Below are 14,145 nucleotides of genomic sequence, written 5' to 3' on the forward strand. Positions count from 1 at the left end.
AACCGCGCGGATGAGCGACACCGCCGGCACCGGAACAGCCGGACCGCTTCGTTCCCGGCTGGCCGACGGACGCGAGCTGCTGTACTTCTTTGACGCCGGGAACCATCCGTGGCCGGGACCGTCCCCGGCCGACACCAGGGATCTTCCGCCACGCCCCGCAGCCCCGGAACTGCGCCGGGACCCGCTCCTCGGTGACTGGGTGTCCTACGCGACCCATCGCCAGTCACGCACGCACCTTCCACCGGCGGCGGAGTGCCCGCTCTGCCCCTCCGGGCCGGAACGCGCCACGGAGATCCCAGCGCAGGGCTACGACGTCGCCGTGTTCGAGAACCGTTTTCCCTCCTTTGGTCCCGGAACCGGCGAGGGGCAGCTGCCACCGGTCCCCGGCCAGACGGCGCCCGCCGGCGGGCGCTGTGAGGTCATCGCCTTCTCAGCGGATCACAGCACCTCCTTTCCGGGGCTGTCCCGCGAGCGGGTGCGGACCGTCATCCGGGCCTGGACCCAGCGCACGGCCGAGCTTTCCACGCTCCCGGGCGTTGAACAGGTGTTCATCTTCGAAAACCGCGGCGCTGAGATCGGCGTAACCCTGCACCACCCGCACGGACAGATCTACGCGTACCCGTACGTCACGCCCCGGACGCTGACGCACCTGGAGTCCGCCGCCCGGTTTCAGGAAGCGACCGGAGGGGACCTGTTCGCGTCCCTGCTGGCCAGCGAAACCGCGGACGGACGCCGCATCGTCAGCCGGGGCAGGCACTGGACCGCTTATGTACCCTTCGCCGCCAGGATGCCCGTCGAGGTGCACGTCGTTCCGCACCGGCCGGTTCCGGACCTGCCGTCCCTCACCGCCGCTGAGCGCGAAGAGCTTTCCGGCTTGTACCTGGACCTGCTGCGCCGGGTCGAGTCCCTGTATCCCACCCCCACGCCCTACATCGCTGCCTGGTACCAGGCCCCGGCCGTCCATCCGGCGCGCGGAGCCTATCGCCTGCATCTGCAGCTGACGTCCCCGCGGCGGGCGGAGAACAAACTGAAGTACCTCGCGGGGTCGGAGGCCGCCATGGGCGCGTTCATCGGTGATGTGATGCCCGAGCAGGCAGCCGAACGGCTCCGCTCCGTTCTGCCGCCGTTCGCCTCCGATACCGGGGCCGGCAGCGAAACCAGTGCCAGCGGCGAAACCGGGACCGGAGCGTTTCCAGGAAGCCGGCAGCCAGCTGGGCCCAATCCCCGGCCCGGACAGGAGGAGCCGGTATGAGCGGCACAGCACGGAGCATGGAAGATTCCTTTGCGGCAACCTACGGAGCGCCGCCGTCGGGCGTGTGGTCGGCGCCGGGCCGGGTCAACCTGATCGGTGAGCACACGGATTACAACCTGGGCCTGGTCTTCCCGCTGGCGATCGACCGGCGCGCACGGGTGGCTGCGGCGCCGCGGAGCGACGGACGGCTGCTGCTGGCCACTACCGGGAAAGGGCAGCCGGCGGAAATCCGGATCGAAGACCTGGCGCCGGGAAAGCTGGCGGGGTGGAGCCGCTATGCGGCCGGGGTCCACTGGGCCTTCGGGCTGCGCGGGATTGCCGTTCCCGGGATGGACATCCTGCTGGACTCCGATGTTCCCGTGGGAGCCGGGCTATCCTCTTCCGCCGCCGTCGAATGTGCCGTGGCGCTGGCCGTCAACGATCTTTCCGGCGCGCAGCGGCCACCGGAGGAACTGGTGCTGCTGTGCCAGCAGGCAGAGAACGATTTTGCCGGGGCCCCCACGGGCATCCTCGACCAGTCGGCGTCGCTGCTCTGCACCGCCGGCCACGGTCTGTTCCTGGATTGCCGGTCCCGCGAAGGCCGCCTGGTGCCGCTGAATTTCGCAGCCGAGGGCATGCTTTTGCTGGTGATCGATACGAAGGTCAGCCACGCCCATGACTCCGGCGGCTATGCCGACCGGCGGCGGGACTGCGAAAGAGCCGCGGAGCAGCTGGGCCTGGAGTCCCTGCGTGAGATCGGGCTCCCTGAACTCGTGCTCGCTGCCGGGCAGCTGGACCACCGGGCCTACCGCAGGGCGCGGCACGTCGTGAGTGAGAACGCCCGCGTGCAATCCGTGGTTGGGCATCTGGAAAGCGGAAAGCCGGTGGCGAAACTCGGACCGGTCCTGGCCTCCAGCCACGAATCCCTGCGTGATGACTTCGAGGTCTCCTGCCCGGAACTTGACCTGGCGGTGGAAGCCTCCCTGGCTGCCGGAGCCGCCGGAGCCAGGATGACCGGCGGAGGGTTCGGCGGATCAGCCATCGCCCTGGTGCGGGTTGCCGATGCAGAACGCGTGGAGCGGGCGGTGGTGAGGGCGTTCGGCAATGCGGGGTTTGCAGCACCCGAGGTCTTCGCCGTGGCACCGGGCTCCGGTGCGGCCCAGGAGCCCCTCTTGACCGACCCACCGCACGCCGGAATGCTCTGACTCCTCCGGCGGTTCGCGGTGGCACCCAGCCCGGGATGGAAGAGGGTTGGACAGAAACAAAACGGGTGTGCGGCCGGCCAGGAGGCCAGCCGCACACCCGATTGTGGATCCGCTCCTAGGCCCTGCTCACTGAATTGAGTGCCTCGGCAATCGGAGTGTCGCCATTAATGAACTCGATAAACGTGCCAACCGTGGCCGGCCGGTCCAGCACCGCCGCGGCGACGGCTGCTACATCCGCCCTGGACACGGTTCCGTCCTGGGCGGGGCCGATGCTGATGCGTCCCGTCCCCGGATCGTCGGTAAGTACGCTGGGGCCGAGGATGGTCCAATCGAGGCCACTGCCGCGCAGATAGCTGTCTGCCGCAGCCTTGGCCTCGGCGTAGGCGAAGAAGCTGTTGTCCTCGGGCACGCCATGGTCCTTGCCTGCTCCCATGTAGGAAACCATGACGTACCGGCGCACCCCGGCCTGCCCGGCCGCGTCAATGGAGCGGATGGCGGCGTCGCGGTCCACGGCGTAGGTACGCTCCGCCGAACCGCCGCCTGCACCTGCCGACCAGATGACGGCGTCCTGGCCGGCCAGCCGTTCCGCGATTCCCGCAGTGTCCAAGGATTCAACATCGGCCACCACGGGTGCGGCGCCGGTGGCGGCGACTTCGGTTACATGGTCTGGATTCCTGAACAGTGAGGTGACCTGGTGGCCTCCTGCCGCCAGATCCTTAGCCAGCTGCAGCGCCACTTTTCCATGACCGCCAATGATTGCCACTCGTGCCATGTTGCTCCTCTCATCGGGATGTACCCGGCAAGCATAAGCATACTTAGTGATCCGCCGCAGGGTTCTTCAGCCGCCGGCTGAACCAGGATGGGGGAGCCGCACCAGGACCGGCGGAGACCAAGTTGGCACCAAGGACGAACAGCAGCCCGGGGAGGATGGTGCATGGCGGCGGTGCTGGCTAGTATCCAGAAGTGGCGCCGGGCTCTGCCGGGCCAGCCTGCAGGCTCCACCGGTTGAAAGGATGCCCATGTCCACTGCCACCGCAGAAGCCGGCCTCACCGTCCAGACCAGTGAAGGCCCGGTCCGGGGACGTGTCCGGGGTCAAACGCGCTCCTGGCGCGGCATTCCCTATGCGGAAGCGCCGGTCGGTGAGCTGAGGCTGCGGCTGCCGCGCAGGGCGCGGCCCTGGCACGATGTCCTGGACGCCTCCGGATACGGCCCGTGGGCTCCGCAGCGCACCCGCCGCCTGCTGGCCGCCGCGGGTCCCGGTACTCCCATGAGTGAAGACTGCCTCACGATCAATGTCACGGCCCCGAAGGAACTCTCAGCCGAGCCGCTGCCTGTACTTGTCTTCCTGCACGGCGGTGCCTTCAGCACCGGGTCCGCAGCCATGGACCTGATCGACGGATCCGCGCTGGTGACCGGAGGGAACGTTCTTTTCGTAGCGATGAACTACCGCCTCGGGGCGCTGGGATTCATGGACTTCCGCGCCTACTCCACGCCGGAACGGCCGTTCGACGCCAATCCCGGGCTGGCGGACCAGGTGGCCGCGCTTGAGTGGGTGCAGCGGAACATCGCGGCCTTCGGGGGAGACCCTGGCAACGTCACGCTCTTCGGCGAGTCCGCCGGGGCCACCGCTGCGCTGACCCTGATGTGCGTCCCGGCGGCAGACGGACTTTTCCACCGTGCCTTCCTCCAGAGTCCGGCCGCAGGAGCAGTCTATGGGCCGGAGCTTGCGGCTCAGTGGGCCGCTGAGTTCCTCGGGATCCTCGGTATCGGGAGCGGCGGTGCTGCGGAAGCACTGAGCGAATTGCCCGCTGCGTCGCTGGTTGCGGCAGCCGATCAGCTGGCCGGAAAGATCACACCGGATGCGCAGCCCGGAGCGCGGAGCCTGGCGCCGGTAGTGGACGGTTCCCTCCTGCCGCTGCACCCCCTGGACGCCTATGCCCAGGGCGCCGCTCAGCGGCTTCCGCTCGTCCTGGGCACCATGGACAGCGAGGGCACGCTGTTCGACAAATTCCATGACATCCTGCCCACCTCCGCTGAGCGCATCGAGAAAATGTTCGCCCTGACAGAACCCGGTCTCCGTGATCGCGTGACGGCGGCGTACCAGGGCTACCCGCACAAGCGGCAGGCAGTCGAGCTGGGAGGCGACGCCATCTTCTGGCACCCGGGGATCCAGCTGGTCCAGGCCCATTCGGAGTACGCGCCGGCCTGGTGCTACCGGTTTGACTATGCGCCCCGCGCCGCCCGCCTGGCCGGTTTGGGGGCAACACACGGATTGGACCTGCCCGCAGTTTTCGGCACCTACGGCTCAGGAGCGGGCAAGGTGCTGGTGGGGCTGGGGAACCGGCGCACCGCTGCGAACGTGGGGCACCGGTTCCAGGCTGCCCTGCTGCGGTTCGCAAAGAGCGGCGTGCCCGGGCCCATGTGGCCCAAATACGACACGGCTTCCCGCCGGACCAAGATCTTTGACCGGTACGACCGCATCGAACTGGATCCCCGCAGCGCCCGCCGGAAGGCCTGGAACGGCTACCGCGGGTACCGGTAGGCCGAAGCCGCCGCTGCAGCCGGCCCTGCCAGGCTGGTGCGGCAGCAGACACGGCGCCGCATAGGATTGTTGGATGACCGCAACACTGCTCACCCGGGAACTTTCCGGGGGCCACGCCCACCGCGTCCTCTTTTCGAACCTCTCACTCACAGTTGCCCCGGGCGACGTCGTCGGAGTGGTGGGTGCCAACGGTGCCGGTAAGTCCACCCTCCTGAAAATCCTGGCCGGAGCTGCGGAACCGATGGGCGGCGAGGTCCAGCGGCACCCCACGGATGCATTCGTCGGCTGGCTGCCGCAGGAACACGAGCGGGTTCCCGGGGAAACGGTGGCGGCCTACATCGCCAGGCGGACAGGCGCTGCCGCGGCCACCGCAGCCATGGAGGCCGCCGCGGAGGAACTGGGGGCGGAAACCAAGGGCGCAGATGACCGGTATGCGGCGGCGCTGGATACCTGGCTGGCATCTGGCGCCGCGGACCTGGCGGAGCGGATGCCGGCCGTCCTGGCGGAACTGGGCCTGGAAACCGGTCCGGAAGCCCTAATGACCGGCCTGTCCGGCGGCCAGGCAGCACGGGTGGCCCTGGCCGCGCTGCTGCTCAGCCGCTTTGACATCGTGCTGCTGGATGAACCCACCAACGATCTGGACCTCGACGGTCTGGCAAAGCTCGAGGAGTTCGTCCGCGGCCTTCGCGGCGGCGTCGTCCTGGTGTCCCACGACCGTGAGTTCCTCGCCCGCTGTGTCACACGGGTGGTGGAACTTGACCTAGCCCAAAACCAGGTGGCGGTGTATGACGGCGGATATGACGCCTTCCTCGAGGAACGGGCTGTGGCGAAGCGCCATGCCAGGGAAGCCTATGAGGAGTTTGCCGGGCGGAAGGCAGATCTGGTTGCCCGGGCCAGGACCACCCGTGAATGGAGTTCGCAGGGCGTTCGCAACGCCATGAAGAAGTCTCCGGACAATGACAAAATCCGGCGGAAGGCCAGCACGGAGTCATCCGAAAAGCAGGCGCAGAAGGTCCGGCAGATGGAGTCGCGGATCGCCCGCCTTGACGAGGTTGAAGAGCCCCGCAAGGAGTGGCAGCTCCAGTTCAGCATCGCTCCGGCGCCCCGGTCCAGCACTGTCACCGCAGTGCTGAATGAAGCCACGATCCGGCGCGGCGGCTTCACGCTGGGCCCGGTCTCGCTTCAGGTGAACGCCGGTGAACGGATCGCCATCACCGGTCCCAACGGGGCGGGGAAGTCGACGCTGCTGCAGATGCTGCTGGGCAGACTGGAACCCGACGCCGGCACGGCGACGCTCGGCGCTTCCGTGGCGGTGGGCGAAATTGACCAGCTGCGCGGCCAGCTCCGGGCAGACGAGTTGCTCGCCGATGCGTTTGAATCCTGCGTTCCGGAGATGAACCCGGCTGAGGTGCGCACCCTGCTGGCGAAGTTCGGCCTCAAGGCGGACCAGTCGTCCAGCCTGGTTGGTGCGCTGTCGCCGGGCGAGCGGACCCGTGCGGCCCTGGCGCTGCTGCAGGCACGCGGGGTAAATCTGCTGGTCCTGGATGAGCCCACCAACCACCTGGATCTCCCGGCCATTGAGCAGCTTGAAGAAGCACTGGAAAGCTATGCCGGAACTCTGCTTCTGGTAACCCACGACCGCCGGATGCTGCAGAACGTGCATCTGGACCGGCTCTGGCTGGTGCAGGACGGAAGTGTAGCTGAACGTTAGACGGCAGAACGTTAAGCGCCTGAGGCAGTTTTGTCCCGAAAACTGTGATTGGTGTTAAACATGTGATAATAGTTACTCAAGGGTGGCAGCTGTGTCATGGATGATAACTGCGCCACCGTCTCGCGGGGGAAAGAAGTTGTCATGGCTTCGACGAGCACATGGATGTCAGCTCAGCCAGCAGCCGCAGTCCGGCGCGCCGAAAGGCCGCCGGCCGCACTGCGCATGATGGACATACCGGTCCTGATGACCGTTTGGATGCTCTGCGTCCTGACAGACTGGTCCACACCGGCCAAAGTCCTCCTCAATGTGGTGGCAGTGGGACTGCTCTGCCTGAAGGAGGTAGCCGTCCACCGGTATCTCCAGAACCGCCGGTTCCGGCCGGCCCCCCGTCCGGTTCTCCTGCGGCGGGTGCCTGAGCCCGCATACCAGGACTGATCCGGCAGGAATTTCCGCCCCGGCATCCGGGTGCGGCCGTCCGAACCTTTCGCCGGACTCTGGTCCGGGGCCTGCAGCGGGGCCTATCGTTGGTATGCGCGGCACTGGTCCTGGAAGAACACCTCCGGTGGTGCAAAGTGCATCAGAAAGGGACTGCGCCCTTCGCGCGGCGCCAAAATTGCTGAAGCCGGGACCGTACAGGTCATACCAGGCGCTGCGATGCGCCGCCCCGGTGGAAGGTGAGCCATGTCCCTGGACATTTCAGCGCTGGAGGTGGAAACAGCCAACGGCTGGGTCCGCGGAACGGTCGACGACGGAGTGCGCACCTGGCGCGGTATTCCCTACGCTGCACCTCCGCTGGGTGAGCTGAGGCTGCGGGCACCGGAGCCTCCCGCCAGTTGGACCGGGGTGCGGGACGCCTCTGAATTTGGTCCCATTCCGCCGCAGCTCCGCGGTATGTCGCTGAAACGGTCCCGCCGCCGTCCGCTGATGGGCGAAGACTGCCTGACCGTCAATGTCAGCTCGCCCCTGGACCCGCCGTCCGGTCTGCTGCCGGTCCTGGTGTATTTCTATGGTGGTGCGTTCAGCTCCGGCTCCTCGGCGGTGCGCACCTACCGCGGAGCCAACTTGGTCCGCAGCGGCGGTGTGGTCTACGTCTGCCTCAACTACCGGATCGGCGCGCTGGGGTTTATGGACTTCACCAGTTTCGCTACTCCTGAGCGGCCCTTCGATTCAAATGTGGGACTCCGGGACCAGGTGGCGGCACTGGAATGGGTTAACCGGAATATCGCTGCCTTCGGCGGTGATCCGGACAACGTAACGATCTTCGGCGAGTCTGCCGGCGGGATATCCGTCACGGCGCTGATGTGCATCCCCTCCGCGGCCCCCTACTTCCACAAGGCCTTCGCCCAGAGCCCGGCACCGTCCGGAGCCTACTATCCCGACATGCACGAGCGCTGGGCACTGGATCTGCTTGAAATTCTCAGGGTGGACGAATCCGATGCAGCGGAGGCGCTCAGCACCATCTCCGCCGCCAAACTGGTCAGCGCAACCCGGGAAATGACCACCAAGATCGGGCCCGTGGTCCAACCCGGCACGCTCAGCGTGTCCCCGGTGATCGACGGCCGCTTCCTGCCCCGGCATCCGATCGACACGTTCCTGGACGGTCAGTCCGCACCCAAACCCATGGTCCTGGGCACCATGGCCCAGGAAGGCGCGCTTTTTGCCAAACTCGACAACATCCTGCCTTCCACCCCGGAACGGATCGAGCGGATGTTCGCCGGAACGGACCCCGCGGCCCGGGACCGTGTGGTGGCAGCTTATCCGGGTTATCCGTCGCGGGAACGGTCCGTGGAAATGAGCGGTGACCTCGTCTTCTGGTACCCCAGCCAGATGGTGGCCGAAGGCCACTCACGCATCGCCCCCACCTGGACCTACCGGTACGACTACGCCACCCGGCTGATGAACCTCCTGGGCCTGGGTGCAACCCACGCATTCGATGTGCCCGTGATGTTCGGCGAAACGAATGAGCGGATGATGCGGGCGCTCTCGCTCCTTGGCGGCATGGACGAGCTCAAGGAGCTTTCCGCCCGGTTCCAGGGGTCGCTGCTTAGCCTCGCCCGCAGCCACCTTCCGGGCGAGGACTGGCCGCGGTATGAGGAAAAGAACCGGCACACCAGGATCTTCGACGTGGAGGACCGGATCGAGTCCGATCCCTTCGCCGAACGCCGGGTCGCGTGGCAGGGCTACCGCGGCTACATCTGAGCCGGGACCAGCCATGGAGTCCCCGGCGGGCCCGTGAGAGGGTTAAGCCAGCTTGCGGTTTTGCCTGTCTGAACAGATCTGACGAGGAGCCAGCATGAGTGCACATTACGACGTCGTGGTCCTGGGGGCCGGCCCGGGCGGTTACGTGGCGGCTATCCGGGCAGCCCAGCTGGGACTCAGTGTTGCCGTGGTGGAGGAAAAGTACTGGGGCGGTGTCTGCCTGAATGTGGGCTGCATCCCGTCCAAGGCCCTGCTGCGCAACGCAGAGCTGGCCCAGCTCTTTACCCGGCAGGCCGGCACCTTCGGGATACGCGGTGAGGTCAGCTTCGACTACGGTGCGGCCTATGAGCGCAGCCGGCAGGTGGCCGAGGGCAGGGTCAAGGGCGTCCATTACCTGATGAAGAAGAACAAAATCACCGAGTACGACGGCCGGGGCAGCTTCAAGGGCGCGCACAGGATGGAGGTCAGCCTCGGCAAGGGCGGAACCGAGGAACTGACCTTTGACCATGCCATCATCGCTACCGGTGCAACCGTCAAGCTGCTTCCGGGCGTGGAGCTGAGCGAGAACGTGGTCACCTACGAAACCCAGATCCTCAGCCGGGACCTGCCCGCAAAAATGGTAATTGTGGGAGCGGGTGCGATCGGCATGGAGTTCGGCTACGTCCTGCGCAGCTACGGCGTCGACGTGACCATCATTGAGTTCCTGGACCGTGCCCTGCCGAATGAGGACGCCGACGTTTCCAAGGAAATCACCAAACAGTACAAGAAGCTCGGCATCCCCATCCACACCTCAGCCAAAGTGGAAACCGTCACGGACAACGGGTCCTCGGTCAGGGTCACCTACACGGATAAAGCCGGCGCAAAGCAGAACATCGACGCCGACCGGGTGATGATGTCCGTAGGGTTCGCACCGCGGCTCGGCGGCTTCGGCCTCGAATCCACCGGTGTGGAGGTCACTGACCGCGGAGCCATCGCCATTGATGACTACATGCGCACCAGCGTGCCCGGCCTGTTTGCTATCGGGGACGTGACCGGCAAACTCCAGCTCGCGCACGTGGCGGAGGCCCAGGGGGTGGTCGCGGCTGAGACCATCGGCGGCGCTGAGACAATGCCGCTGGGGGACTACCGGATGATGCCGCGGGCCACCTTCTGCCAGCCGCAGGTGGCCAGCTTCGGGCTCACCGAGCAGCAGGCACGGGATGAGGGGCACGACGTCCTGGTCAGCACCTTCCCGTTCACTGCCAACGGCAAGGCCCATGGCCTCGGTGAACCGGTGGGCTTCGTCAAGCTGATTGCGGATTCGGCCTACGGTGAGTTGCTGGGCGGACACCTGATCGGCCCGGATGTCTCAGAGCTGCTGCCGGAACTGACTCTGGCGCAGAAATGGGACCTGACCGCCGCGGAACTCGCGCGGAACGTCCACACCCATCCCACCCTGAGCGAGGCGCTCCAGGAAGCGTTCCACGGACTGACCGGGCACATGATCAACCTCTAACCGGCTCCCGGTCCGGCGGTCCGGTAGCGCAGCAGCAGGGTGTCGCCGCTGCGCAGCACATGTGCCAGTTCCATCCGCCGGGGCGGCAGCTCCGGGGTCCCTGCCGTTATGCGGGTCGCGTTGCCCGCAGTCATCACAGGGCTGAGGGTCAGGCAGAGACCATCCACCAGGCCTGCAGCCTGGAACGTGCCGAAGAGGTGCGGACCGCCTTCGCACAGGACCCGGTGGAATCCGCGCTCTGCGAGCACCCGCCCAGCCTGTTCCGGTTCCACCGTCCGGGCTCCGGCCACGGCAACGTCCGCCACCTTCTCCAAGGCCGTGCGCCGCTCAGGCGGAGCGATCGCCGTCGTCAGGATCAGCGGCCGGACGGGCGCCTGGGTAAAGAGCGGACTGAGGGGATCCAGATCCAGTGTGCCGGAGACAATGGCAAGTCCGGGGTGCGCGGGCAGGCCGTTCGCCGCCCGCCAGGCCATCGACCCGGTATCGATCAGCCGTCCGGCGTAGCCCTCCGCACGCACCGTTCCGGCACCCACCAGGACGGCGCCGCAGGTACGCCGCAGCAGTTCGAAGACCCGGTGGTCGGCGTCGTCGCCAAGCCCGCCGGAACGCCCGTCGACCGCCGCGGCGCCGTCGGCTGACGCCACGAAATTGAAGCGGAAAACGGGGCGGTCCTTCCGGAGCGGGCCTTCATCCCAGGCGTAGGCGTCCAGCAGCTGCTCATCGCTGAGCCCCTCTGGAGACCCCGGGACGGTAATCACCGCGCTCATTCCTTGGCCGCCGGTTCGTTGACATCGCCCATGTTGTGCCGCAGATAGGCCGGCTCCCGCCAGCCGAGGATGGCTTCAGTCATCCGAATGGCGCTGCTTGCGGCGGTAACGTTGTGCATCCGCAGGATCCGGGCTCCGTTCATGATGCTGGCTATTCCGGCCGCGAGCGAACCTTCCACCCGTTCGGATTTCGGCGCATCCAGGGTTTCGCCGATGAAGTCCTTATTCGAGACGGCGGCCAGCACCGGGTAGCCGATCGCCGCTATTTCGGACAACCGGCGGGTCAGCTCCAGTGAATGGAGGGTGTTTTTGTTCAGGTCGTGCCCGGGGTCAATGATGATCTTTTCCGGCGGGACCCCCAGTTCCTGGGCATAGCCGCTGCGCCGGCGGAGGAACTCCGCCACCTCGGCAACTACATCTCCGTATTGCGGCCGGGGGTAAACAGTGCGCGGAGCTGCCAGACTGTGCGTGATGACCAGATGGACGCCGGCGGCCGCGGCCACCCGCGCCAGATCGGCATTGTGCAGCCCGGTGGTGTCGTTGATGACCGTGGCACCGGCCTCGATGGCCGCCTCCGCCACTGCCGGGAGGAACGTGTCGGCGGAAATGATCACGTCCGAGGATGCGCGGACCGCCTGGATAACCGGTACCACCCGCGCCGCTTCCTGCGCTGCGTCCAGGGCCGGCCCGGGGGCGAAGGGAACGCCGCCAATGTCCACCCAATCGGCGCCGTCGGAAACTGCCTGGAGCGCGGCGCCCACGGCGGCGTCCAGCGCATAAGTGGCACCCGCGTCGTAGAACGAGTCCGGGGTCCGGTTGATGATGGCCATCAACGCCACGCGGCGGCGGAAATCAAGGGTCCGGCCGCCAAAAGTATGGACCGGGTGCAGCAGGGACGGCTCATAGCCAGCTGCCTGCGGGCCGGCCGATGCCGCTCCGGAGCCGGGACCGGAGCCGCCGGGGTGGGGTGCCATGCTGTTCAGACTCATAATTGCATCCTACGGTGGAGCTCACCCCGGGAAATGTCTCCTCGTCGGAAGGTACCCCATGGAATTGCCGCTTATGCCGCCGGTCGACCCCATGCTCGCCAAGGCCGTTGACGGCGTCCCCGAAGGCAGCTTCGCGTACGAACCCAAATGGGACGGATTCCGCGCCGTGGTCTTCCGCGATGGCGGGGAGGTGGCGGTCACGAGCCGCAACGGACGGGCCATGAACCGCTATTTCCCGGAACTTATGGACGCCTTCCGGGACGGTTTGCCGGAAAAGTGCGTGCTGGACGGCGAGATCATCCTGGTCAGCGCCGATGGCACGCGGCTGGACTTTGATCAGCTGCAGCAGCGCATCCACCCCGCGGCCAGCCGGGTGGAACTCTTGGCCAGCCAGACGCCCGCCTCTTTCGTGGCGTTCGACCTGGTTGCCCTGGGCAGCCGGGATCTAACCGGCCAGGCATTCCAGAGTCGGCGGGCAGCGCTGGAATCTGCTCTGGGAACGGCGGGCGGCCGGCTGCACCTGACCCGGCAGACCCTGGATCCGGCTACCGCCCGGGACTGGTTCAGCCGCTTCGAAGGAGCAGGTCTGGACGGTATCCTCGCCAAACCCCTGGATGCGCCGTACGAACCGGGCAAGCGGACCATGCTCAAGGTCAAGCACCGCCGTACGGCCGACTGCGTCGTAGCCGGCTACCGCGTGCACAAGAGCGGGGAGGACCGGATAGGTTCCCTGCTGCTGGGGCTTTACGACGACGGCGGGGTCCTCGCCAATGTGGGTGTGATCGGTGCCTTCCCGATGCCCCGCCGCCAGGAGCTGTTCGAGGAACTGCAGCCCCTGGTGACCTGGGACAGCGCCCATCCCTGGACCGAGGCGGAGCAAACCGCCGGTACCCGGACTCCGCGGAACGCCGAAGGCAGCAGGTGGAGCGGGACGAAGGACCTTTCCTTCACGCCGCTGCGCCCGGAGCGTGTCGTGGAGGTCGCCTACGACCATATGGAAGGCCCGCGTTTCCGGCACCCGCCCAGTTTTGTCCGCTGGCGCCCTGACCGGGACCCGGAATCCTGCGGCTATGCCCAGCTCGAAGAAGCCGTGCGGTTCGACCTCGCCGACGTGCTTCAGGTGCCGGGAGGCTAGCGCTTCCTCCTTGACACGGTCCGGGGACGGGGAACCCTGAAACGCGGGGACCGCAGCCTGGGACACCGGAGGGACGTACCACCATGCGCGCCGGCAAAATCGTGATGATCATAGCGGGCAGCCTGTTGGTCCTGCTTGGGCTCGGTACCGGGATCGGCGGTCCCGGCCGTCTCCCGGGGGGGGGCACCCCCGGACTTTCATCACCGTAGCGCCGTGTGCCAGGTCCTTTGAACCGGGCTGGGATACCCGCAACAGGGCTCTGTGAGAGTCCTCTCGGAGTACCCCTGAGCAGTGGGGTGCGGCGATATGTTAATAAATATGGAACCCGGCAATATCAATTTTCATACCCGCAAATGGGTCCGCCCTGAGGACCTGAACGCCAACGGCACCCTCTTCGGTGGCTCGCTGCTGCGCTGGATCGACGAGGAAGCCACCATCTACGCGATCCTCCAGATGGGTAACGGCCGCGTGGTGACAAAACTGATGTCCGAGATCAACTTCGTGAGCTCGGCCCAGCAGGGTGACCTGATCGAGATGGGCCTGCGGGCCACAAAATTCGGCACCACCTCGCTGACCATGCAGGCCGAAGTCCGGAACATGATTACCCGGTCCAGCATCCTGACCATCGAGCGGATCGTCTTCGTCAACCTCGACGAGCATGGCCGCCCGGCACCGCACGGCTACACCGAAGTCACGTACGACCGTGACCGCCTGCCCAAGCACCATCTTCCGGCGGGACCGCCCCGGACAGAGGCAGACCTCCCGGCAGCATAAAAGTCACACTCAGGATCCGGTGCCCGTACCCGGGCCGCCAGCTGACAGAATCGCGGAAGGCCGCCAGAGCGGAACGAACAAGCCTTCAGCGAAGCA

General features: G+C 66.7%; 12 protein-coding genes. 9 read left to right on the forward strand and 3 right to left on the reverse strand.

What is annotated here, in order from left to right:
- Positions 1-10: 10 nt before the first annotated feature.
- Both galT and galK read left to right on the forward strand, forming a co-directional pair.
- Positions 11-1,252: a galactose-1-phosphate uridylyltransferase gene (gene galT, locus ArtHe_RS05700; RefSeq protein WP_248319136.1), complete on the forward strand. Its 1,242-nt coding sequence runs from the start codon at positions 11-13 to the stop codon at positions 1,250-1,252.
- Positions 1,249-2,436, forward strand: a complete 1,188-nt coding sequence (gene galK, locus ArtHe_RS05705) for a galactokinase (RefSeq protein ID WP_248319137.1) — start codon at positions 1,249-1,251, stop codon at positions 2,434-2,436. The genes galT and galK overlap by 4 nt, the downstream gene beginning before the upstream one ends.
- 115 nt (positions 2,437-2,551) lie before the next feature.
- Here galK and ArtHe_RS05710 read toward each other — a convergent pair whose 3' ends face one another.
- A complete protein-coding gene (locus ArtHe_RS05710; RefSeq protein WP_248319138.1) occupies positions 2,552-3,208 on the reverse strand; it encodes an SDR family oxidoreductase in 657 nt (218 codons plus the stop codon).
- A 247-nt stretch (positions 3,209-3,455) separates the two neighbouring features.
- Between ArtHe_RS05710 and ArtHe_RS05715 the strand changes: the two genes are divergently transcribed.
- The 5 genes from ArtHe_RS05715 (at position 3,456) to lpdA (ending at position 10,384) form a co-directional block, all read left to right on the forward strand.
- Positions 3,456-4,979, forward strand: a complete 1,524-nt coding sequence (locus ArtHe_RS05715; RefSeq protein WP_248319139.1) for a carboxylesterase/lipase family protein — start codon at positions 3,456-3,458, stop codon at positions 4,977-4,979.
- A 73-nt stretch (positions 4,980-5,052) separates the two neighbouring features.
- On the forward strand, positions 5,053-6,690 hold the full coding sequence (locus ArtHe_RS05720; RefSeq protein WP_248319140.1) for an ABC-F family ATP-binding cassette domain-containing protein: 1,638 nt from the start codon (positions 5,053-5,055) through the stop codon (positions 6,688-6,690).
- Positions 6,691-6,831: 141 nt separating this feature from the next.
- A complete protein-coding gene (locus ArtHe_RS05725; protein ID WP_248319141.1) occupies positions 6,832-7,125 on the forward strand; it encodes a hypothetical protein in 294 nt (97 codons plus the stop codon).
- A gap of 246 nt (positions 7,126-7,371) precedes the next feature.
- Entirely contained in the window at positions 7,372-8,889 is a 1,518-nt protein-coding gene (locus ArtHe_RS05730; protein WP_248319142.1) for a carboxylesterase/lipase family protein, read from the forward strand.
- Positions 8,890-8,983: 94 nt separating this feature from the next.
- Complete coding sequence (lpdA, locus tag ArtHe_RS05735; RefSeq protein ID WP_248319143.1) at positions 8,984-10,384, forward strand: dihydrolipoyl dehydrogenase; 1,401 nt, start codon at positions 8,984-8,986, stop codon at positions 10,382-10,384.
- Here the strand turns inward: lpdA and ArtHe_RS05740 are convergent.
- Positions 10,381-11,151 (reverse strand): pyrimidine reductase family protein, encoded by a 771-nt coding sequence (locus tag ArtHe_RS05740; protein ID WP_248319144.1) that lies wholly within the window; start codon positions 11,149-11,151, stop codon positions 10,381-10,383. The genes lpdA and ArtHe_RS05740 overlap by 4 nt on opposite strands.
- Complete coding sequence (gene folP, locus ArtHe_RS05745; RefSeq protein ID WP_248319145.1) at positions 11,148-12,140, reverse strand: dihydropteroate synthase; 993 nt, start codon at positions 12,138-12,140, stop codon at positions 11,148-11,150. Before folP ends, ArtHe_RS05740 begins: the two co-directional genes overlap by 4 nt.
- Positions 12,141-12,198: 58 nt before the next feature.
- On the opposite strand from folP, the gene ArtHe_RS05750 reads away from it, so the two are divergent.
- Both ArtHe_RS05750 and ArtHe_RS05755 read left to right on the forward strand, forming a co-directional pair.
- A complete protein-coding gene (locus ArtHe_RS05750) occupies positions 12,199-13,275 on the forward strand; it encodes an ATP-dependent DNA ligase (protein ID WP_248319146.1) in 1,077 nt (358 codons plus the stop codon).
- Positions 13,276-13,593: 318 nt separating this feature from the next.
- Positions 13,594-14,049 carry a hotdog domain-containing protein gene (locus ArtHe_RS05755; RefSeq protein WP_083521492.1) on the forward strand — a complete coding sequence of 152 codons (456 nt, stop codon included), beginning with the start codon at positions 13,594-13,596 and terminating at the stop codon, positions 14,047-14,049.
- The last annotated feature ends 96 nt before the right edge of the window (positions 14,050-14,145 follow it).

The organism is Arthrobacter sp. Helios (assembly GCF_023167125.1).
Classification (GTDB): domain Bacteria; phylum Actinomycetota; class Actinomycetes; order Actinomycetales; family Micrococcaceae; genus Arthrobacter_B; species Arthrobacter_B luteolus.